The sequence below is a fragment of the Kribbella sp. NPDC051718 genome (assembly GCF_040681515.1).
In the GTDB taxonomy this organism is placed as follows: Bacteria; Actinomycetota; Actinomycetes; order Propionibacteriales; family Kribbellaceae; genus Kribbella.
The window spans coordinates 1,023,502-1,044,317 of record NZ_JBFAYZ010000002.1; the positions used below are offsets into that span (position 1 = coordinate 1,023,502).

General features: G+C 67.7%; 21 protein-coding genes. 7 read left to right on the forward strand and 14 right to left on the reverse strand.

Annotated elements, in window-relative coordinates:
* Nucleotides 1–34: 34 nt before the first annotated feature.
* Both AB0M15_RS11550 and AB0M15_RS11555 read right to left on the reverse strand, forming a co-directional pair.
* Nucleotides 35–3,454: a phosphodiester glycosidase family protein gene (locus AB0M15_RS11550; RefSeq protein ID WP_363816503.1), complete on the reverse strand. Its 3,420-nt coding sequence runs from the start codon at nucleotides 3,452–3,454 to the stop codon at nucleotides 35–37.
* A 139-nt stretch (nucleotides 3,455–3,593) separates the two neighbouring features.
* Nucleotides 3,594–3,911 carry a rhodanese-like domain-containing protein gene (locus AB0M15_RS11555; RefSeq protein WP_363816505.1) on the reverse strand — a complete coding sequence of 106 codons (318 nt, stop codon included), beginning with the start codon at nucleotides 3,909–3,911 and terminating at the stop codon, nucleotides 3,594–3,596.
* A 139-nt stretch (nucleotides 3,912–4,050) separates the two neighbouring features.
* On the opposite strand from AB0M15_RS11555, the gene AB0M15_RS11560 reads away from it, so the two are divergent.
* Nucleotides 4,051–5,034, forward strand: coding sequence for a hypothetical protein (locus tag AB0M15_RS11560; RefSeq protein ID WP_363816507.1), 984 nt, complete (start codon nucleotides 4,051–4,053; stop codon nucleotides 5,032–5,034).
* 4 nt (nucleotides 5,035–5,038) lie between these two features.
* On the opposite strand, the gene AB0M15_RS11565 is transcribed toward AB0M15_RS11560, so the two are convergent.
* Nucleotides 5,039–5,896, reverse strand: a complete 858-nt coding sequence (locus AB0M15_RS11565; RefSeq protein WP_343966764.1) for a DNA-formamidopyrimidine glycosylase family protein — start codon at nucleotides 5,894–5,896, stop codon at nucleotides 5,039–5,041.
* Nucleotides 5,897–5,973: 77 nt separating this feature from the next.
* Between AB0M15_RS11565 and AB0M15_RS11570 the strand changes: the two genes are divergently transcribed.
* Nucleotides 5,974–6,471: a CbrC family protein gene (locus AB0M15_RS11570; RefSeq protein ID WP_363816509.1), complete on the forward strand. Its 498-nt coding sequence runs from the start codon at nucleotides 5,974–5,976 to the stop codon at nucleotides 6,469–6,471.
* A 79-nt stretch (nucleotides 6,472–6,550) separates the two neighbouring features.
* Nucleotides 6,551–6,694 carry a hypothetical protein gene (locus tag AB0M15_RS11575; RefSeq protein ID WP_185441943.1) on the forward strand — a complete coding sequence of 48 codons (144 nt, stop codon included), beginning with the start codon at nucleotides 6,551–6,553 and terminating at the stop codon, nucleotides 6,692–6,694.
* Nucleotides 6,695–6,697: 3 nt separating this feature from the next.
* On the opposite strand, the gene AB0M15_RS11580 is transcribed toward AB0M15_RS11575, so the two are convergent.
* The 4 genes from AB0M15_RS11580 to AB0M15_RS11595 all read right to left on the reverse strand — a co-directional run bounded on the left by AB0M15_RS11580 (nucleotide 6,698) and on the right by AB0M15_RS11595 (nucleotide 9,766).
* Nucleotides 6,698–7,519, reverse strand: coding sequence for a class I SAM-dependent methyltransferase (locus AB0M15_RS11580; RefSeq protein WP_363816512.1), 822 nt, complete (start codon nucleotides 7,517–7,519; stop codon nucleotides 6,698–6,700).
* A gap of 44 nt (nucleotides 7,520–7,563) precedes the next feature.
* A complete protein-coding gene (locus AB0M15_RS11585; protein ID WP_363816514.1) occupies nucleotides 7,564–8,505 on the reverse strand; it encodes a DUF6528 family protein in 942 nt (313 codons plus the stop codon).
* 90 nt (nucleotides 8,506–8,595) lie between these two features.
* Nucleotides 8,596–9,237 (reverse strand): hypothetical protein, encoded by a 642-nt coding sequence (locus AB0M15_RS11590; RefSeq protein ID WP_363816516.1) that lies wholly within the window; start codon nucleotides 9,235–9,237, stop codon nucleotides 8,596–8,598.
* Nucleotides 9,212–9,766, reverse strand: coding sequence for a SigE family RNA polymerase sigma factor (locus AB0M15_RS11595; protein ID WP_363816518.1), 555 nt, complete (start codon nucleotides 9,764–9,766; stop codon nucleotides 9,212–9,214). Before AB0M15_RS11595 ends, AB0M15_RS11590 begins: the two co-directional genes overlap by 26 nt.
* Nucleotides 9,767–9,908: 142 nt before the next feature.
* On the opposite strand from AB0M15_RS11595, the gene AB0M15_RS11600 reads away from it, so the two are divergent.
* Nucleotides 9,909–10,418: a hypothetical protein gene (locus tag AB0M15_RS11600; RefSeq protein WP_363816520.1), complete on the forward strand. Its 510-nt coding sequence runs from the start codon at nucleotides 9,909–9,911 to the stop codon at nucleotides 10,416–10,418.
* Here AB0M15_RS11600 and AB0M15_RS11605 read toward each other — a convergent pair.
* The gene (locus AB0M15_RS11605) at nucleotides 10,393–12,723 is read right to left on the reverse strand and encodes a tetratricopeptide repeat protein (protein WP_363816522.1); all 2,331 of its coding nucleotides are present in this window, start codon (nucleotides 12,721–12,723) and stop codon (nucleotides 10,393–10,395) included. The genes AB0M15_RS11600 and AB0M15_RS11605 overlap by 26 nt on opposite strands.
* A gap of 124 nt (nucleotides 12,724–12,847) precedes the next feature.
* Here AB0M15_RS11605 and AB0M15_RS11610 point away from each other — a divergent pair, with 124 nt between their 5' ends.
* Nucleotides 12,848–14,020, forward strand: a complete 1,173-nt coding sequence (locus AB0M15_RS11610) for a peptidoglycan DD-metalloendopeptidase family protein (protein ID WP_363816524.1) — start codon at nucleotides 12,848–12,850, stop codon at nucleotides 14,018–14,020.
* Between the two features lie 61 nt (nucleotides 14,021–14,081).
* On the opposite strand, the gene AB0M15_RS11615 is transcribed toward AB0M15_RS11610, so the two are convergent.
* Nucleotides 14,082–14,351: a hypothetical protein gene (locus AB0M15_RS11615; protein WP_363816526.1), complete on the reverse strand. Its 270-nt coding sequence runs from the start codon at nucleotides 14,349–14,351 to the stop codon at nucleotides 14,082–14,084.
* 83 nt (nucleotides 14,352–14,434) lie between these two features.
* On the opposite strand from AB0M15_RS11615, the gene AB0M15_RS11620 reads away from it, so the two are divergent.
* The gene (locus AB0M15_RS11620; protein WP_343966749.1) at nucleotides 14,435–15,388 is read left to right on the forward strand and encodes a helix-turn-helix domain-containing protein; all 954 of its coding nucleotides are present in this window, start codon (nucleotides 14,435–14,437) and stop codon (nucleotides 15,386–15,388) included.
* A 489-nt stretch (nucleotides 15,389–15,877) separates the two neighbouring features.
* Here AB0M15_RS11620 and AB0M15_RS11625 read toward each other — a convergent pair whose 3' ends face one another.
* From AB0M15_RS11625 to AB0M15_RS11645, 5 genes are all read right to left on the reverse strand, one after another.
* The gene (locus tag AB0M15_RS11625; RefSeq protein ID WP_363816529.1) at nucleotides 15,878–16,657 is read right to left on the reverse strand and encodes an ABC transporter permease; all 780 of its coding nucleotides are present in this window, start codon (nucleotides 16,655–16,657) and stop codon (nucleotides 15,878–15,880) included.
* On the reverse strand, nucleotides 16,654–17,643 hold the full coding sequence (locus AB0M15_RS11630) for an ATP-binding cassette domain-containing protein (RefSeq protein ID WP_363816531.1): 990 nt from the start codon (nucleotides 17,641–17,643) through the stop codon (nucleotides 16,654–16,656). The genes AB0M15_RS11625 and AB0M15_RS11630 overlap by 4 nt, the downstream gene beginning before the upstream one ends.
* Before the next feature lie 151 nt (nucleotides 17,644–17,794).
* Complete coding sequence (locus AB0M15_RS11635) at nucleotides 17,795–18,490, reverse strand: PadR family transcriptional regulator (protein ID WP_363816533.1); 696 nt, start codon at nucleotides 18,488–18,490, stop codon at nucleotides 17,795–17,797.
* A gap of 67 nt (nucleotides 18,491–18,557) precedes the next feature.
* Nucleotides 18,558–19,070: a GNAT family N-acetyltransferase gene (locus tag AB0M15_RS11640; RefSeq protein WP_363816535.1), complete on the reverse strand. Its 513-nt coding sequence runs from the start codon at nucleotides 19,068–19,070 to the stop codon at nucleotides 18,558–18,560.
* 42 nt (nucleotides 19,071–19,112) lie between these two features.
* Complete coding sequence (locus AB0M15_RS11645) at nucleotides 19,113–20,201, reverse strand: adenosine deaminase (protein WP_363816537.1); 1,089 nt, start codon at nucleotides 20,199–20,201, stop codon at nucleotides 19,113–19,115.
* 72 nt (nucleotides 20,202–20,273) lie between these two features.
* Here AB0M15_RS11645 and AB0M15_RS11650 point away from each other — a divergent pair, with 72 nt between their 5' ends.
* On the forward strand, nucleotides 20,274–20,777 hold the full coding sequence (locus tag AB0M15_RS11650; protein ID WP_363816539.1) for a DUF1016 N-terminal domain-containing protein: 504 nt from the start codon (nucleotides 20,274–20,276) through the stop codon (nucleotides 20,775–20,777).
* Nucleotides 20,778–20,816: the final 39 nt, after the last annotated feature.

Here is a 20,816-nt window from a genome sequence, read left to right on the forward strand (position 1 = left end):
CTATCGAACGGCTGCGGAGCCGGTTGTGTGAGGGCTACCAGTTGACCTGCACAGGCGTGGTCTTGCTGGTGCCGTTGACTGTCACCCCTAGCTGGACAGTGCCGGGGCGGAGGCCGGTGAGGGTGCCAGTGGCCGGGTCATAGGCGGCCACTGCCCAGAAGGGCGCAGTACGAACCGAGCCGATGTGCAGCAGGGATGAGCCGAACCAGTCGGCGGAGACCGGGAAGGACACCGGCACTCGCCGGTTCTCCTGTACTACGGTCGCCGCGACCGATGCTGTCTTGCCCATCTTGAGCGTGGTCGGCGCGGCGAGCTCCAGCGAGTCCACATGCGCCCTGAGCTCGACCTGGAACCAGTCACGCTCAGGTGCCGACCAGCGCCGCTCACCAGCCGCCGCCTCCTTCGCTGACGGGTCGATACCCACCAGCGCCCACCCCGTGAAGCCACCAGCGTCCGGAGCAGCTGCTGGGCCCTTACCCGAGTTGCCGGTCAAGGGCAGCAGCACTCCGTCAGTACGGGTCGCTGCGAAGGTCCCGGCGTGAGCCGCCATGTACGCGGCGCCCTTACCTGTCGAGGACCGGAAGTCGGCCAGCCAGCGGACCAGCAGTTCGGCCTCCTTGCGATCGCCGAGCTGCGAGTTCTGCGTCGGCGACGGGTCGTCGATCGGGTGGTGCGCCATCACCACGACGTTGCGAATCGCCTTGTTCCGGGCGGCGTCCTCGAGTTGCTGCTTGAGGTCGGCGATCTGCGCGAACCCACCGGCCCGCAGCGATCCGAGCGACGAGTCGCGCAGGATGAAGCGAGTGCCCTTGTGGTCGAACGTGCTGGTCGGCGCGCCGAACACCTTGGTCCACTCGGACAGGTCGCCAGGTCCGTAGCTTTCGTGGTTGCCCGGCACGTAGTGCACCGGCACCTGGCCGGCGACCTCCTCGTCGATGATCTTCTTCGCCAGCGCGATGTCCTGGGCGAAGCCGCGGTCGACGAAGTCGCCGTTGATCACCAGGAAGTCCGGGTTCTGCGCGAGGGCCTCGCGGATCGTCCGGCGGGCCTGCTTCACGTAGTCCGAGTTCGGGTCGTCGGCGGTGAACTGCGCGTCCGACATCACCGCGAACTTCCAGCGCCCGCCGCCGGTCGCCGTACCGTCCGTGACCACCATCGGGTCGATCACCTTGGCCGGCGGCGAGACCGTCACCGGCGGGGCGCCGCGGACGGTCAGGTCGTCGATCACGATCCGGCCGGAGTACTGCCGGGTCGGCACCGTCTCGACGACGTAGATCCGCCAGAACCGCAACGGCATCGTCAGCCCGGGCGGGATGTTCGCCTCGACGTACTTCCAACCGGTCCAGTCGACCGCCGCCGCAAGGTTGAGCGTCTGGGCTGAGCCGCCCGCGCCGTCGTAGGCGTTCGCACGCAACCACGCGCCCTTGCCATCGCCGTAGACCCACGCGCCCAGCTTCTGCGGCTGGCCGGGCAGCGTCTGCTGCGGAGTCTGCGCCAGGTACGCCGCCCGCGTCGCGGTGCTCCCCGTCAACGAGTAGTCCAAAGCAATCGCCTGACCGCCATCGTGGCCCTCGGCAACGGACCTGCTTGCCGTCGCCGCCCCGACCGGTACTGCGTTCGCCACCCAGCGGGCCGGATCGTCGACCTCATCGACGATCTGGCTGGTCAGCCCTGCGGTGACACTGAGTTGCGTGGTGAGCGAGCCGACCTTCGCGGTGACGACGGTCGAGACGGCGTCGGTACCGATCGCGCTCACGTCGAATCCGTTGCCTCGCGCAACCACTGTGACGAGCTTGTCGTCGACGGTGAGCTTGACGTCGCGCGGTTCGACCCAGGTGGAGAAGCCGTCCGAGTCGTAGCCGTTGACGGTGAAGAAACCCTTGGTGGTGGCGTCCGGCAAGGACACCTGCCGGGTCGAGGGGGCCAGGCGGATCGGAGTACCGAGCACTGTCATCGGGAAGCGGCCGCGGGCCGACCCCTTCGCGGCCGTGACGATGACGTCGCCTGCCCGGCGGCCGGTGACGATGCCCTCACGGCTCACTGCGGCATTGCTGCCGGTGGACCAGTGCGGCGTACCGGTGGCTGGTGCGTAGGTCTCGTCATGGCCTTTGGCGGTCAGGACCCGGGAGAGGCCGGTGAGGACGCGGGAACTCTTGGAGATGTCGGTGTCGGCGTCCTCGGCCGCGGTGCCGGTCGCTTCGATCCGGAAGCCCTCGAGCTTGCCGGATCCCTTGGTGGGAACGAGTCCGAGGCCGTTGGGGACCAGTCGCTCGCCGCCGTCGGACGGGTCGTTGACGACCTCGGGCGCGGCCTCGCCGGGTGAGCGGGCGAGCATCGTGGAGGAGCCGCCGCCGTCGAGGTTGAGGACGTCGTCGGCGCCGAGGCCGATCATCAGCTGGCCCATTTCCTTCAGGGACAGGCCGCGCGAGCCGGTGGCTCGGCCGTCGACGGTGAGGAGGACCATGCGGCGGCCGTTCTCGGTGAAGCCGACGGCGGTTCGCGGGGCGAGGTCGGCGTCGGGGACGTCGTCGGGGACTTTGCCGTCGTGGGCCAGCTGGACGTTGCCGCTGATCGCTACGGCGGCGTCGAGGGCGTCTGGGCGGGGGCCGTATTGGATTTCAACCTTGTCGCCGGGTTCGAAGGCGGTCAGGGAGGTGGCGCCTGCGTCTCGGCCGATGAGGGCCAGCTCGTTCGCCGCTAGGGGCGTAGTACCGGGGGTGGTGGTCGAGGAGACGACCACGCCGTCGCGGAGAAGGACCTCGCGGACGTTCGGTACGCCGTCGACGGTTCGGGTGCGGGGTGCGTCGCCCCACTCGGGTGTGTAGAGGCCGATGCCTCCTGCGTTGACGCCGGGCGAGTTGAGGTTGGTCAGGTCCAGCTTGGTGGCGTCGTCGTCGGTCGCGGTGCCCTGGAGGAAGACCTGGGCGATCCGGCCGAGGCCGTCCTTGCCGATCACCGCGGTGTCGTTGTGGCCCGCCGCGGGGGCGTTGACCAGCCGGCCGTGGTCGATCCCGACGCCGAGCGGGGCGGTGGTGTCGTTGATGTCGAAGAAGTCGCCGTTGACGCCTGCGATCGCCCCCTTGCTCGCGAGCTGCTGGCTGAGCGGCTGGCCGCCGGAGACTTTGCCGGTGTTGACATAGTCGACGGTCACGCCGTGCCGGTCGAGATCGGCGACGATGATGTCGCCGCGCAACCAGCCGCGGGCGTCGAGCCGCTCGAAGGCGGTGTGGTCGACGCCGGGCGCGATCGGGTCGTCCTGCCGGCTCGTCACCAGCCCGTCGCCGGCGATGGCGGCGTCGGGCGGCAGCGGTTGGCTATCAGCGGCCGGGTTCTCGAGGGGCTGCTGCTCGACGGATCGGTGCTCGACGGATCGGGCGAAGGCCGGGGTCACCGCAGTACCGAGGACCAGGCCAGTTGCTGCGGTGACACTGACGGCAACGCGACGGAACGACACAGCGGCCTCCTCGGCGTGGGCGGACGCGGCCATCCGACGCCGTGCGACCTACCGCCGTGTGAGACGCAGGTGTACGCCGGTCAACCGATCGGTGACAAAGTAACGTCTTTGATCGGCTACCGGAAGATTATTGCCAGATTCAGTCGAGCGCGACCGGCCGGCCGGCGCCTTCCCAGGCCGTCATGCCGCCGTCGAGGTTGATCGCGTCGCGGCCCTGGGACGCCAGGAACTGGGTCGCCATCGAGGACCGGCCGCCGACCGCGCAGACGCACAGCACCTGCTGGCCGAGCGGCACCTCGCCGACCCGCTCCTGCAGCTGGCCGAGCGGGATGTGCACCGCGTTCTCGATGTGTCCGCGGGCCCACTCGTCCGGTTCGCGGACGTCGAGCACGAAAGCCTCGGCGAGCAACGCGTCATCGACGTCGGCAACCACCACTGCGGGAATCTCCGGAGTCATGCGTTGATCATCGCAGCCCCCGCCGCCCACCGCGCCATCCGGTCCGCGGATCGGCCGAGGTCTTGCTCTCTGGGAACGTTTCCCCTCTACTGTCAGTGATCACGCAGTGACTCTGTTCCGCCCCGAATGAGGAGCCACGATGCGCACTTTCAGCCTGCCCGGAAACCGATCACTGAAGCTGGCCGTCGCCGGCTTCCTACTCACCACCGCCGCCACCGGATCGGCGTTCGCCGCCACCCCCACAGATGCGCCAGGCCCAGCCGCGACGTCTGCAGTACGAGCACCTGCGCTGCCGTCCAAAGCACCTGCCGGTGCGATCGAGCCGACCGGCTACTGGACCGCCGAGAAGATGCGGAACGCCATCCCGGCCGACCTTCCCGGTGACGCCAAGGTCCCCGGGAAGCAGGACCCCGCACCGCGGACCGGACCGCCGAGCATCGCCTCCCACCCGGTCGCGCCGCTCGGCCGGGCGCCTTTGAACGACGTCGTACCGAGCACCGCCGGCAAGGTCTTCTTCTCCGACAACGGCCTGAACTACGTCTGCTCCGCGGCCTCGGTCAACAACAACTACAAGAACCTCGTCGTCACCGCAGGCCACTGCATCCACAGCGGTCAGGGCGGCAACTGGCACTCGAACATCGTCTTCGCGCCGTCCTACTACAACGGCCAGTCCGGCGCCGGGCTGTGGAACTGGGCGGCCGCGCGCACGTTCAACGCTTGGATCAACAACAGCAACTTCAGCTACGACCAGGCGTTCTTCACCGTCTGGCCGCGCAACAACCGGAGCCTGATCGACACCGTCGGCGGCAACGGGCTGGCCATCAACAACAGCCGCAACCAGCCGAACTCCCGGATCTGGGGCTGGCCGGCCGAAGCGCCGTTCAACGGCGAGGTCCCGTACTACTGCGACGGCACGACCTCAGCTTGGGGTTCGACCGACGCGGCCCTCGGCTGCAACATGAACGGCGGCGCAAGCGGCGGCCCCTGGCTGAAGGACCGGATCGACCAGAACCTCGGCTACATCTTCGCCTCGACGTCCCGCCGCACGACGAGCGGACCCCAGGTCCTGCTGGCCACCCCGTTCAACTCCGAGGTGCTGGACATGTTCAACCAGATGACCTGATCACTTATTTGAGGAGCTTGGACAGGCGGCGGTCGGCCAGTGGCTTGCCGCCTGTCTGGCAGGTGGCGCAGTACTGCAGGGAGGAGTCGGCGAAGCTGACCTCGCGGACGATGTCGCCGCAGACCGGGCACTTCTGACCGGTCCGGCCGTGCACGCGCATGCCGCTCTTCTTCTCGGACTTCAGGTCCTGGACGGCGAGGCCGGCCGAGCGGGCGACCGCGTCGCGCAGGGTGTCCTGCATCGCGTCGAAGAGTTGCTGCAGCTCGTCGGCGGACAGGTTGGAGGCCGGTTTGAAGGGGCTCATCTTGGCGACGTGCAGGATCTCGTCGGAGTACGCGTTGCCGATGCCTGCGATGACCGACTGGTTGCGCAGTACGCCCTTCATCTGGACCCGGCCGGCCGCCTTCAGGATGTCGCCGAACTCCTCGATGGTGAGCGTGAACGGGTCCGGCCCGAGCTTGGCGATGCCGGGCACCTCGGCGGGGTCGCGGACGACGTACACGGCGAGCTTCTTCTGGGTGCCGGCCTCGGTCAGGTCGAAGCCGGAGCCGTCGTCGAGCACCACCCGGCAGGCGATCGGTCCCTTGCCCGGCCGGACCAGGCCGGTGGACTGCTCCTCGCGCCAGCGCAGCCAGCCCGCGCGGGCGAGATGGATGATCAGGTGGATGCCCTGCGCGGAGATGTCGATGAACTTGCCGTGCCGCTGCACGTCGTCGATCAGCAGGCCCACCAGCGAGGAGATCGGCGGGTCGTAGGTCTTCAGCGCGCTGATCGCGGTGATGTCGGCGCGCACGAACGCCCGCTCGACGGCACGTTCCCGCAGGAACCCCGCCAGCGACTCAACCTCCGGCAACTCGGGCACGCCCCCCAGTGTGCCTTACGGGACCGACAGTTCCGAGAAACTTGCACGCCTGTACTTCGGTCCGCCAAGGTCTGGGGGTGAGCGACGTACCGACCTTCCGCTATCACCCCGATCCGGTGGCCACCGGCGAGGTGATCACCGGTGACGCGCCGTGCCGGTGCTGCGGCCGCCAGCGCGGATTCATCTACACCGGGCCGGTCTACAGCGCGGACGAGGTGGTCGAGGAGCTGTGCCTGTGGTGCATCGCGGACGGCTCCGCGGCCACGCTGTTCGAGGCCGAGTTCACCGACGTGGCGAACGTCCCGGACGACGTACCGCAGCCCGTCCTCACCGAAGTACTCACCCGCACCCCGGGGTTCAGCGGTTGGCAGCAGGAGCATTGGATGTTCCACTGCTCCGACGCCGCGGCATACCTGGGCAAGGTCGGCTACGAGGACCTGCTGACCGTCCCCGAGGCCCTGGAGATGCTTCAACAGGATTACGTCCGGACCTTGTCGCCGACCGGTGAGGCGACCGGTTACCTCTTCCGCTGCCTCCACTGCGGCACCCACCTGGCCTACAGCGACCACGTCTGAGGGACAGCTGCGGGGGATCACCCATGGGGAATGGTTGTGGGTACCGCTACCTTCGTAGGAAGAGAGAAGGAGGCCCCCGATGGGTTTCGTCAAGACACTGGTCAAGGGCGCTGTGGTCGCCAAGCTGCTGCAGGTCGCGCAGCGCGAGCTCAGCAAGCCTGAGAACCAGCGCAAGGCCAAGGAGATGTTCCAGAAGGTGCAGCAGCGCCGGAGCGCTCACTAGGGCCTATCTGCGACGCGCTTGCAGGGTGTAGGTGGCGGGGAGCCGTTCCGGTTGATCCGTGAGGCGCCACTCGCCCTGCTCGTCGCGCGCCATGTGGCCGGGCAGCGGATCCCAGGGAGCGCTGTCGTGCTCCTCCAGGTGGGTGACGTCCAGGCCGGCTTTCTGCAACGCGGTGAAGATCTCCCCGAGTCCGTGGTTCCACTCGTGGGTGGTGTTGTGGCTGAACTCGACATCGGTCTCGACGTAGGTACCGCCCTCGTCCCAGACCTGCGGCGCTTCCGTCTCGAAGTACGGGGCCTCGAGCACGATCTCGCCACTCGTCTTCGAGACGCCCAGCGACCAAAGCATCGGGTGCCCTTCGCGGATGAACAGCCGCCCACCGGGCTTCAGCAGCGCGGCCACGACGTCGGCCCAGCGCTGGATGCTCGGCAGCCAGCCGATGGCGCCGATCCCGGTGAAGACCAGGTCGTACTGCGCTTCGCCGAGCACCTCGACAGCGTCGTACACGTCGGCCTGGTGGAAGTCGATCTGGTGCCCGAGCCCGTCGGCGAACTTCTGCGCCTGCTCGATGGCCGGCCCGGAGAAGTCCAGCCCGCTCATCCGCGCACCGAGCCGCGCGAGCGACACCGTGTCGGTCCCGATGTGGCACTGCAGGTGCACGCCACGTAGCCCGGCGATGTCACCCAGCCGCGGTACGTCGAACTGCACGACCTGGCTCAGGTACTCGGGGTCGGCGAACTTGTCCAGCATGTAGTCGGGAGACGCGGCGTGCGCCGGCACCCGCTCGTCCCAGCTGGCCCGGTTCACTGTGCGGTAGTCGTCCATGAGCCCGACTGTGACACAGCTTCCCGGGCCACGCCTGTGGTTTTCTACTGGAAGGCGGTGGTCCAGATCCGCGCCTTGTAGAACTGCGCGCCCGTACGGGTCCGGTCCGGCGAGGCGGAGAAGCGGACCGTCTTGTTCGCCCAGTCACGCGGCTGGGTGCCGTCGCCCTTGATCGAGACGACCTCGCCCGACGAGTGCTTCACGTACGACTTCACGCTGCGCTCGGTGGAGATCTGCCGGCTCCGGAACGTACCGCCGTCGGTGAGCAGCTCGTACACACCCTTTGTTGCCGTGATCAACATCTTCTGCTTGTTCGTGTAGTCGGGCTGCAGATCGTGCCCGAGGTTTCCGCTGCCCAGGCTGAAGTGCGCGGCGTACTTGAGCCTCGTACTGCGCTTGCTCCCGGTCACCGCGTAGTGGCTGAACCGGTTCTTGCCGACCACCCAGAGCAGCGAGTAGGTCGGATCCCACAGCACGCCGTGCGCACCGGCGTAGTCGATCGTCTGTACCTTCGCCAGGCTGCCCAGGTTGCCGACACTGCTCGGCGCGTACACGGTCAGCTTGCCGTCCGAGCTGGCGACGATCACCGAGCCGTTGCCCGGTACCCGCTCGATCGCATGCGGGTTGCCACCAGGCGTCGCCGACCAGGACAGGTCGTTCAGCTCGGTGTCCTTCTCGCTACCGATGTTGACGATCCCGGCCTTGCCACCGGACGCGGCCACCAGCGCGATCCAGCCCTGCGCCTCGGTCGCCCGGAACTTCACGTCCGACAGGTTGGCCCACGCCCCGCCACCCGGGCTGAAACTCCAGTGCCGGTTGGCGTCGCTGAACGCCTTGTTCTTGTCGAACACCATCACCTTGTTCTGCGTCTGCTCGGTGGTCCCGACGTAGTAGCTCGCCGTCGCCGCGGCCTGCGCCTGCTGCTGTCCGAGAGCCGCCGCCACCGGCGCCGCCGCCAGGCCGAGAAGTAGGGTCCTGCGCTCCATCAAGTGAACCTCCGTCAGTCGGGGTGGACCATCCACCCTGCCAACCGATGGGGTCAACCTTCGATCTGAGTCGAATAGCTTGACAGATTTTTACCGGCGCCCGTCCGGCAGCCGCCGGTTGAGGGAGAAGAGCCGGCCGAGGACCGGCATCAAGATGATGTTCAGGCCGTGCAGGACGCCGATGATCAGCAGGATTCCGCCGACCCGGGCCGCCTCGAAGCCGACCTGGGCGGGCAGCACGCCGAGGCCCCAGGTCTCGCGTGGCGCGAAGCTCACGGTGAACAGGATGTAGGCCGCGAAGATCAGGTAGTAGACGATGTCCGTCAGCACGATGTAGCTCTTGCCGGTCTGCGGATTGTCATGGAACACGTCCGCGGCGTACGCCCGGCCGAACCGTTTGATGAACGGTCCCAGCCAGAGCGCGATCCCGATCAGCACCGCGGTGGTGATCAGCTCGAGAATCCACCAGTCCATCAGCAGGTGTCCGTTCTTCGTCGGGGTGACCAGCAGGATGATTGCCACCAGCAACAAGACGCCGGCGGCCAGGGCCAGCACGCCCCGCCGGATGCCGCGCCGCCAGGCCCGGTCGTCGGCGATGCTGCCGAGCACCCGGTCGAACAGGTCGGGCGAGGTACTGCGCGGTTGAGCTGGTCCGAGCGCCTCGACCAGGCGGCGCTCCACCTGCGACGCGTCGGGGGGCGAGCCGTCATCGCGCGACTGATGCGTCGTCATCGGGTTCCTCCAGTTCCGCTTTGAGTGCTCTGAGGCCGCGTTGCAGATGGGTCTTCACCGAGTTCGGCGACAGGCCGAGGGTCTCCGCGATCGCGCCGACGGACAGCTCGACGTAGTACCGCAGGACGACGCAGTCACGTTGCCGCCGGGGCAGTCCGCGGAGCGCGGCGATCACCTCGCGTCGGCTCTCGCCGACCGCCGCATGATCCTCGGCGGACCGGTCGTCGGGTTCGGCCGGCGGCCGGTGCCGCAGCGACACCAGGCCGCGCCGGTTGTGATCGCGGGCCAGGTTGATCACGATCGAGCGCAGGTACGCCGCCGCCCGGTCCGGGTCGGCGATCCGGTGCTGATCGCGCGCCAGCCGCAGGAACGCCTCCTGCACCAGGTCCTCGGCCGCCGTCCGGTCGTCGACGAACCACCTGGCCAGCTGCACCAGCCGGGCTCCCTCAGCCCGGAACAGCGCGACGACGAGCCCGTCGGCGTCTTCCCGCGGTACGCCGGCGCCGGACAGTTCCGCAGCCGCATCCATAGCCCCCATCACCTTGACGGACGAGCGAACCAGCGAGCCGGGTGACACCGCGAAAATCTTCGTCCCGCTGTCGCCCGGGCATGGCTGTCGCCCCGTCTGTTGCAGTGATTCGTGCACCCAGCATGACTCGATCGGAGGAGCCATGACAGCACCAGCGAAGGTATTGCGATCCGCGGCCATCGGCTTCGCGCTCGGGCTGTCGTGGGGCGTGGCCGCCCGAGTGTGGATGCGGTTGATCGCCACGGATCCCGAGTTCACCTGGACCGGTACCGGGATGATTCTGGGGTCGACCGCGATCGGCGGACTCGTGCTCGGCTTCCTGCACGGTGCTCGCCGGGCCGGCTGGTCGCGGGCCTGGCGACTGCTTGGTTTGTGCTGGCTGTTGGTCTTCGCCGGGCCTGGGATCGTGTTCCTGCCGGTCTTCTACCTAGGCGGGCTGCTCAGCTTCCACCGCGGCTGGCAGAAGGCAGCCGGTGCCGCTGGGATGGCTAGCGGTGTGGTGCTGCTGTGGCTGACCACTCGGCAGGATCCGCCTAGCAGCTACACCACGTTGTACGGCGGGTTCTTCGTCCTGTCGCTGGCCTTGGCAGCGGGAGGCGCCGAGCTCTATCGACCAACTGGGTCGGTCAGACGCGAGCTTGTGCGTCAGTGAGGGCTGCGGTGGCTTCGGCTAGGCGTTGCCATTCGCCTACCTGGTCCAGGCCTTTTACTGCCGTTCGGTAGGCCGTGGTTGCCTCGCGGAGGCGGCCTAGGCCGGCTAGGGAGCGGCCTAGTTCGTAGTGGGCTACCGCGGTGCCCCACTGGTCGTCGTGGGACTTGAAGACGGCTAGGGCTCGGCGGGCTCGTTGGAGGGCCTCTTCGTGGTTGCCCTGGTCGTTGCGGAGGGCGCTGAAGCGGTACTCGGCCATGGCGACTCCTCGCTCGTCGCCTAGGTCGGAGCGCATCTTGAGGGCTCGGCGGAGGCAGGCGGCTGCTTCGGTGTGCTTGCCCAGCATCTGCAGGGCGTGGGATCTGCGGCCTATTGCGGCTGCTTCGCCCCACTGGTCGCCTAGGACCCGGCACTGCTCGGCATGGTCGGCATGGCGGGCTTCCGCTTCGGAGTACCGGCCTAGGCCTTCGTGGGCGAGTCCTAGGCGGCCGAAGAGTTCTGCCTCCTCGGCGGCGAGTCCGGCGGCCCTGGCGTCGGCTAGGCCTAGTTCGCAGGAGGCCAGGGCTGCGCGGTACTGGTGTTGGCCGAGTTGTCCTAGTCCGAGCATGCTGTGGGCGAAGGCGCGCTCTGCCAGGTTTTCTGATCGGTCGGCGGCAGCTCGAGCGTGCTGGGCGACTTCGATCATGTCGGACCAGCGGCAGCGCAGGTCGTAGTACCAGGGGATGCGTTGGGTGAGGTCTTGCAGCAGGGGGTCGAGTTTGCCGTCTACGCGTTCGCCAGTACGTCGTACTGCGGCCAGCAGCGCGCCTGCCTCCGCATCTAGCCAGGCCAGAGCTGCTGCGCGACCGCCCGGGTAGTCCGACGACTCTGGAGCTAGCGCGGCTGCGGCAGCTCGTGCCTGGCCGAAAAGCCAATCAAACAAGGCGAATTCGGCTTCAACTCGTTGGCCTTCCTCCTGCAGGAGTTCGGAGGCGTAGAGGCGGAGCAGGTCATGCATGCGGTAGCGCCCAGGGACTGCCGCCAGGCCGATGAGACTTGCACCGGCCAGCTCTTCCAACGCGCTCTCAGCCGGCGCACCGAGAAGAGCACTAGCTGCCTGTACTTCGAAGTCGGCGCCTGGGGCGAGCACCAGTCGCCGGAACAGTCGACCGGCCGTTGGTGAGATCTCCCTGTAGGACAAGGCGAATGCGCTCCGCACGGCCAGATCGCCGGCGGTGAGTCGACCTAGGCGGCTCTGCTCGTCTCTGAGCAGCTCGGCGAGGTGTGCGATCGACCAGTCCGGCCAGCAGGCGAGCCTGTTCCCTGCTATCCGCACTGCGAGCGGTAGGCGTCCACAGGCGGCGACAACCTCGGCGACGGCTTCCGGCTCGGCCGCAGCACGCGCCTTGCCGACAATGTCGGTCAGCAACGCTTGTGCATCGTCCTCGGCCAACTCCGCAAGATCCACCCGCCGCGCACCCGCTAGCCCAGTCAGCCGCTGCCGACTGGTGACGACGACCAGTACAGGCCCTGGACCCGGCAGCAGCGCACGTACCTGCGCCTCGTCACGCGCGTTGTCCAACACCAGCACGCACCGCCGCCCAGCCAGCCGCGACCGGAACATCGCCGCCGCCCCACCCACATCCGGCGGCAACTGCAGGTCGGGCACACCGAGGGCCCGCAACAACCGATGCAACACCACCTCAGGGGAGGCCGACCCCAGCTCTACGAAGAACTGCGCGTCCCGCAACCCCAACGCAAACGCATGCGTAGCCGCCCGCACCGCCAACGTCGTCTTCCCCGCCCCCGGCTGCCCAGCCACCACCACGGTCACCGGCCCACGCCCGGCCAGACAGTCAGCCGCAGCAGCCAGCACGCCGGCCACCTCCGCACCCCGCCCCTGAAAGTCCCGCGGCGCAGCCGGCAACTCAGCAATAGCAAAGGCGGGCCGCCACCCGTCGTCTCCGGCGGTGCCGCCCGGCCCCGCCTCCTCCCGCCACCCAACTCCATCGCCACCGCGCCCGGCCGTACCTACCCCGCCCTGATCCCCACCTGCGCCGGCTGCCCACTCCGGATCTGTTTTCTGCACGGCGCGCTCAGCGAGAGCGGCTGCGCGGAGTGCCGCGAGTTGGCCGTCGGTGATGTTGAGCTGCTGCTCGTAGCGCTCGATCAGGTCGGCGGGGGCCAGGCGCCGGCCCTTCTCGTAGTCCGAGAGGCCGCCGTGGCCCTGCATACCCAGGCGGGCCGCGAGCTGGCGGAGCGACAGGCCGCGGGACAGGCGGTAGCGGAGCATGGCAGCGCCGAGCGCAGCCAGGGCGGAGCTGTCCATTGCCTCACCTCACCCCAGCTGGACAGTCTCTGGACGGCATCCAGCCCACAACATAACCGACGCTCCGTAGTCGATCGATAGCTTCGAGCCACCAATCCTGTTCCGTCCCATCAGGAGGTTCGTTATGACGTTCAATTCGCGTCGGCGCTGGGCAGTCGTGCTCGGTTCCGGCTTGTTTGCGGGAGTTCTGGCAGTACCGGCCACAGCTGCCCAAGCACCGCAGCAGGACTTGCAGCAAGCGGTGGCGGCCAAGGTCAACCTGGCCAAGTCGAGTAAGGCCAAGGCGGCTGGGCTCCAGGTCAATGTGACTCGCGGGGCCGGTACGGGCTCGGTCTTCGGTACTACCGTCTCGCTGGCGCCCAAGGGGCAGGACACGCATCCCGAGGGGTGGTTGTTCGCGGCCAGGCTGGTCGACGGGAAGTGGCAGGTCGGGCTCGAAGGGGAGCGGGCCTTCAGCGAGCTGGCCGCATCGTCCCCAGTGGTGTCGGCGAAGGAGAAGCAGCTCTTCGGGCAGTCCTTCGCTCCCCAAGCGGCCGGTGGAGACTTCCGGACCGGTATGCGACTGCCGTTCGCGACCGGCGCCTCCTGGAGCATGCCGGGTGGGCCGCACGGTTGGGCCGGTACCGATACGCCGTACAGCTCGGTGGATCTGGCCGGTGGCAACGGCCAGGTGCTCGCGGCGCGCGGCGGTACGGCGTACACGATGTGTGGCAACGGGAAGGGCTGGATCCGGGTCATCCACGACCGCGGATACGCCACGGACTACTACCACATGTTCAACAACATCGCGGCGAACGGACTGGCCGTCAGCGAGGGCACGTTCCTCGGCAACATCGGTACGGACGTGTCGTGCGGCGGGTCGGCCAGCGGCAACCACGTGCACTTCGCCCTGCGGCAGAACAGCGCGTATGTCGGGATCGCCGGGCACAACGTCGGCGGGTGGGTGTTCCAGAACGCAGCGTCGGCGTACAACGGCACTGCGCTGCACGGGAGCACACTGCGCAGCCCGGGGCAGCAGCTGTACAACTACGGAGCGCTGGGCTTCACGCAGGGCATCATCGACTCGTTCGGCGGTACTACGGTCAACAAGCGAACCGGGCCGGGCACCAACTACGCGCTGGCCGGCAGTGTGGCCGACGGGACGACGGTGAACATCTCCTGCTCCAAGAACGGCACGTCGCACACGGGCCGCTGGGGAACCACCAGCCTGTGGAACCGGCTGAGCGACGGCACCTGGGTGAGCGACGCGTTCATGTGGACCGGGCTGGCGACGCCGGTGAACGGCACCTGCCCGTAGTACCGGCTGGACATAGCTGTGGCGGGGAGGGTGAACCTCCCCGCCACTGTGCTGCTAGGCGTCAGGCCGCGTGGCGGCCGTGCGAGTGGAGGACCCGGGCGCGACGGATGCTGACGACGCTGCCGGCGTTGGCGACGGGCTTGTGGGAGAACGGCTCTGCCGCGCCACCGAGGGCGAGCAGGTCGAGCTTGGACCTGGCGAGGTCGCGGTCGTCGGCAACCCAGGTGCCGTCGGGCGCGTGTCCGAGCCCGGTGGCGTTCCGCCTGCTGCTGCCTTCGAGAGCCGCGATCACTACCAGCGCGAGTACTGCGAGGACGATGATTCCGCTCATGGCAGTAATCATGCCACCAACCACATCCAGCCACAATTGGCACTATTGACAGTCATCCACAAATTACTGCCATACTGGTTCGCATGCTGCGGAAGATCGCTGTGGTGCTGATGGAGGACGTCGCGCTGTTCGAGTTCGGCGTGCTGTCGGAGGTGTTCGGGATCGACCGGACCGACGACGGCGTACCGGCCTTCGACTTCAAGGTCTGCTCGACCACCCCGGGCGTGCCGCTGAGCACGAGCAGCCACTCGGCCGTGATCGCGCCGTACGGGCTGGAGGAGCTGGAGGACGCCGACCTGGTCGCGCTGCCGGCCACCACCTGGCGCGGCGCGTACGACGAACGCATCCTGGACGCGCTGCGCAAGGCGCACGAGCGCGGCGCGATCCTGCTGACGGTCTGCTCGGGCGCCTTCGTGCTCGGGATGGCCGGGTTGCTCGACGGACGCTGCTGCGCGACCCACTGGCGCTATGCGGACAAGTTCCGCGAGCAGTTCCCGCTGGCCAAGCTCGACGCGGACGTGCTGTTCGTCGACGACGGCGACATCATCACCAGCGCCGGTACGGCCGCCGGCATCGACGCCTGCCTCCACCTCGTCCGCCGCGAGCTCGGCAGCGCGGTGGCGACCCGGATCGCCCGCCGGATGGTGGTCCCACCGCAACGCGACGGCGGCCAGCGGCAGTACGTCGAAGTACCGGTCCCCGAATCATCCGGCGAGAGCCTGCAGCCAGTCCTCGACTGGATGGTCGACAACCTGACCATCGAACACACCGTCCCCGACCTGGCCCGCCGCGCCCAGATGTCCGACCGCACCTTCGCCCGCCGCTTCGTCGCCGAAACCGGCACCACGCCCCTGAAATGGGTCACCACCCAACGAGTCCTGCACGCCAGAACCCTGCTCGAGCAGACCCGCCTAGGCATAGAACAAATAGCCACCGAAGCCGGCTTCGGCACCGCAGCCCTACTGCGACACCACTTCCGCCGAGTAGTAGGCGTCCCACCCCAGGACTACCGCCGAACCTTCCAAACCGCCAGCTGACCTCACTGACAACTCAGCTTCCCACCGGTTTGGTGAGGTCCGCAATCCCTTCTACCGTTGGCGAATCATGCCCGCCCATGCCTTCGTCGACGAGTCCTCCAGGGGCGGCTATCCGGATCCACATGAAGCACGAGAGCGACGGACGACGTCTGATCGAGGAGCTCGGTGTCTCTCGGATGGTTGTCGAGTCCTGTGACCAGGATCGGCAGGACAACCAGGTGATTCGCGAGATGGTGGTGAAGGCTCAGGCGGAGGAGCGGTTCAGCTACCTGCATTCGGCGCCGGTGCGGGGATGTGCGGCTCCGGGACATCGAGCCCTGAGGACCCAGACACGCGAAACCCGGGCGACCGACCGTCCGGACGGCTCCCGGGTTCACTTCCCACGGCTATTGCCTAGGCTGCTCTCTACTTTACACACTCACTCCTCCAGCTTTCCATCTCGAACTGCGCCCTGCGACTCTGCCGGAGGGCGCAGTTCGAGGATCTTCTTCAGACCGAGCGCTGGTACGTGCGGAAGGCTCGGGTGGAGAGGTAGCCGACTATCAGGGTGAAGGCCAGTAGGTACAGGCCGTGGCGTGCTGCGGAGTTCCAGTCGGGGGTGGCTGAGAGGGCTTGGCGGGCGGTGATGGCGGCCCAGTCGACTGGGTTGTAGCGGGCTGCTACGGCTACCCAGTGGGGGGCGAGTTTGGGGTCGAGCATGATCGAGGACATGAAGGTCAGGGGGAGGGAGATGAACTGGGAGATGCCGATCAGGGCTTCTTGCTGGCGGGTCAGCAGGGCTACGGCGTTGGAGAGGGAGCCGAAGGCTGTGCCTACCAGCATCGAGACGATGATCGTTACTACGTAGCCGAGGATGCCGCCGTCGTAGCGGGCGCCGGCTGCGAAGCCGATGGCGAAGACCAGGATCGTCTGGATCACCGTGGTGGTGCCGTTGCTGATCAGTTGACCGGCCATCAGGGCGCCGCGGCGGACCGGTGAGGTGAGCATTCGGTCCATCACGCCGCGCTCCATGTCGGCGATGAAGGTGGTGCCGTTCCAGCCGCTCGTCATCAGGGCGGTCATCATCACGATGCCGGGGGTCAGGAACGCGATGTAGGAAGAGTCGCTCCAGCCTGGCAGTGCTACAACACCCTTGAAGAGTTGGCCGAACAGCAGGAGCCAGATTGCCGGTTGCACCAAGGTGAAGGCGATCAGGGCGGGAGATCGGTACTGCGCTCGCAGCCAGCGGCCCGTGATGAATCCGGTGTGAGTGACAACTGTGGCGCTCATGCCGCTTGCTCCTTGTCCGCCGTCTTGAACGAGCGACCCGTGTACTGCAGGTAGACGTCATCGAGAGACGGCCGCGACACCGTGACCGCGGTGACCGGAATCGCCTTCTCCTCAAGGGCTCCCAGTACTGCGGGAACCGCCGTCGCCCCACGATCGACGCGGGCTCGCAACGTGTTGCCGTCGACAACGATCTCGCCGATGCCGGGGAGGGTGCCCAACAGTTTGGCGACTGTGCCGTCGAGATCGGCGTCCACCAGCTCGACCTGCACGGAGTCGCCACGCAGCTCGGCCTTCAGCGCCTCGGGGGTGCCTTCAGCAACGATCTTGCCGTGGTCGACGATCGCGAGCTGGTCGGCCAGCCGGTCGGCCTCCTCCAGGTAGTGGGTCGTCAGAAGGACGGTCAGACCTTCGGTACCGGAGAGGCGCTCGACCTCGTTCCACAGATCGGCGCGGGCTTCCGGGTCGAGGCCGGTGGTCGGCTCGTCGAGGAAGAGTACGCGCGGGCGATGGACGAGTCCGAGGGCGACATCGAGCTTGCGCTGCATGCCACCTGAGTACGTGCGTACTTGACGGCCGGCGGCCTCCGTGAGGTCGAAACGGGCGAGGAGTTCGGCTGCTCGGCGTACGGACTCCTGCCTGGACAATCCGTAGATGCGGCCGGACAGGACGAGGTTCTCCACACCGGTCGCCATCGGGTCGGAGCTCGACTTCTGCGGCACATAGCCGATCGCGTGCCGGACCTCGGCCTGCTGCTTGACGACGTCGAAGCCGGCCACCCGGGCGGTACCGGAGTCGGCCCGCGACAACGTGGTGAGGATCTTGACGGTGGTGGACTTGCCCGCGCCGTTGGGCCCGAGCAACCCCAGTACTACGCCCTCCGGGACCGTGAAGCTCAGTCCGTCGAGCGCCCGCAGCGGCGGCTTCTTGCGGCCGGCGGGATAGGTCTTGACCAGTTCTGCTGCCTCGAGGGCAGGGGGTGGTGCCATGGTGACGTGACTCCTCTTGCTGAGTGATGAGGAGTCGACCCGGCTATCCTGACGAGTGCGCCTTGGGTGTCAGGTCTCGCTTGCGGGATCGACTCGAGGAACTGCGGCCCTTGACCCGGGAGTTGCCGCTCCCTGGTCGAGGGCCGTGCTGCTATCTGGCCTCCGGTGGGATCTCCTGTAGCCAGGGGAGCTCCTCTCCGAAGTACTTGACCGGATCCTTGAACAGGTCGGCCGGTTGGATGCCGTACTTCTCGACGGCCTCGAATCCCTTGCGCCAGAAGGCGGAACCCTCCAGCTCGTCGGTCCGGATCGCCCGGACCAGCTGCCGGGTGAAGGTGATCTCCGCCCGGACCAGGGCGAGCCGGAACTCGGACTCGACCCAGAAGATCCGCGGGAACTTGTTCGACGCCATCTCCGCGTGCGCGGTCTCCAGCTTCTCGATCTCGGCGACCAGCGTCTCGATCCGCTGGTCGAGCAACTCGACCGCCCGGTCCGGCGAGAACGCCGGCAGGTAGGCCAGGCCCGCTTCCAGCTGGCTGTACTCACGCTCCGGACTGCCGAGCAGCTCCGCCAGCCAGTCGGCGAACTCGTCCCGGCCGGCGGCGGTGATCGCGTAGACGGTCTTCTCGGGGCGATTGCCGTCGCGCACGGTCTCGACCGCCTCGATGAAACCGTTCTTCTCGAGCGCGGCGACGACCGAGTAGAGCGAGCCGTAGTTCAGCTTGATGCTCATGTCCTTGCCGCGGGTCTTGAGCATCGTCGAGATCTCGTACGGGTGCATCGGCCGCTCACTGAGGCTGCCGAGCACGGCGAACGCCAGCGGGTTGGCCACCTTGCGCTTGGCCATACGCCGCCTCCTCGATCTCGATTACTCGAAATCGAGTATTAGTTCTGGGGTATCCGATGTCAAGTAATCAGACAGACCGCTCGAAGAGGAGTTCGAGACCGTCTTCCTCGTCCCACTGCTCGCCGGCCTCGAGGAAACCGAAGCCGGCGATGGTCGCGAGCGAGGCGGCGTTGGTGGGACTGATCGAGGCGCGCACGGTCTTCACGCCAGGTTCGGCGGCGGCTCGCTCGATCAGCGCGGTGAGGATCGCCTTCGCATAGCCCTGCCGCCGGTACGCCGCGTCGACGGTGTAGCCGACCTCGACCATGCCGTTCTCGTCGGGCGGACCGTGATAGCCGCCATGGCCGATCACGACGCCTTCCGGCTCTGACACGGCGGCCCGGACGATCCAGCGCTGAGCCTCCGGATCGTCCTCCATCTGCGCGATCCGGTAGTTCCAGAGCCACTTCGACTCGTCGTTGGTGAACAGCTCGGTCAGTTCGACGCCGGTCCCGAGGCTGGCCCCGGCCAGATCGTCCGCGAGCAACGCGGTCATCGTCGTAGGGGACAACTCCACGAACCGGATCTGCTTGGTCGTCATGGCCTCGATGCTGCTGCCGACCAGGGCCCGGCGTCTATTGCTTTAGCCCTCTTGGTTCAGCGCTGTGGCGTACCAGGGCTTGATGATGCCGTCGATGATCGCGAGCCGTTCGTCGAAGGGGATGAACGCCGACTTCATCGCGTTGATCGCGAACCAGCGGAAGTCGGCCAGGCCGTAGTCGAAGGCTTCGGCGAGCAGGGCGAGTTCGCGGCTCATCGACGTACCGCTCATCAGCCGGTTGTCGGTGTTCACGGTGACCCGGAACTTGAGCTTCGCGAGCAGGCCGATCGGGTGCTGGGCGATCGAGTCGGCCGCGCCGGTCTGCAGGTTCGAGCTCGGGCACATCTCCAACGGGATCCGCCGGTCGCGCACGTACGCCGCCAGCCGGCCGAGCTCCGCCTTGCCGTCCAGCCCCGCGCTCTCGTCGTACGAGATGTCGTCGATGATCCGGACGCCGTGACCGAGCCGGTCGGCGCCGCACCACTGGATCGCCTGCCAGATCGAGGGCAGGCCGAACGCCTCACCGGCGTGGATGGTGAAGTGCGCGTTCTCGCGCTGCAGGTACTCGAAGGCGTCCAGGTGCCGGGTGGGCGGATAGCCGGCCTCGGCGCCGGCGATGTCGAAGCCGACGACACCGCCGTCGCGGTAGGCGATCGACAGCTCGGCGATCTCCATCGACCGCGCCTGGTGCCGCATCGCGGTCAGCAGTTGCCGCGCGACGATCGGCCGCTCGGCGCGAGCCATGCCGTCCTCGAATCCCTCGCGCACGGCGTCGACCACCTGCTCGAGGCTGAGCCCGGCGGTGAGGTGCTGCTCCGGGGCGTACCGGATCTCGGCGTACACGACACCGTCGGCGGCCAGGTCCTGTACGCACTCACTGGCGACCCGCTTGATCGCCTCGGCGGTCTGCATCACCGCGACGGTCTGGTCGAAGGTCTCCAGGTACCGCTCGAGCGATCCGGAATCGGCCGACTCGACGAACCACTGGCCGAGCTCGCCGGCATCCGTCCGCGGCAACTTGTGCCCGACCTCCGCGGCCAGCTCCACCACGGTCTGCGGCCGCAACCCACCGTCGAGGTGGTCGTGCAGCAAGACCTTCGGCGCGACCTTCAATTCCTCCTGCGAGATCATGCCGCCATCTTGCCCCAAGCTGCCCGCCGAAGGCCTTCGTGTCGCCGACGGCCTCGGTCACATCCTTTCCGCATGACCCCGATTCCCGCCGCCAGGCCCTCGATGCCGTCCTGGTACCCCGCCTTCCTCGAGACGATCACAGCCCAGCTCGTGACGGACCGCGAGCCACTGCTCATCCATTGGTCGATCGGCCGGGAGATCCTGCACTGGCAACAGAAACCGGACTGGACGAACCGCTGCCTCGTCCACCTCTCCAGTGACCTGATGGCCCGCTTCCCCGCCCACAAAGGCCTCTCGGTCCGCAACCTCAGCTACATGCGCGCCTTCGCCGAGGCCTGGCCGCACGAGGCGTACGCCCGCGGCCCGCTCGCCGACCTCCCCTGGTACCACCACCTGACCCTGCTGCAACTCCTCGACAGCCCCACCCTGCGCCTCTGGTACGCCCGCGAGGCCCTCGACCACAACTGGACCCGTACCGCCCTCAAGACCAACATCACCAACAACCTCTACCGCCAAGCCCATCTCCGCCGCCCGGGCAAGCCCACCCCAACCGACGAACCCACCCCTGAACCTTGATTCCGACACGCCCGAGCCCCCTGCCCCGAGCTGCCCCAC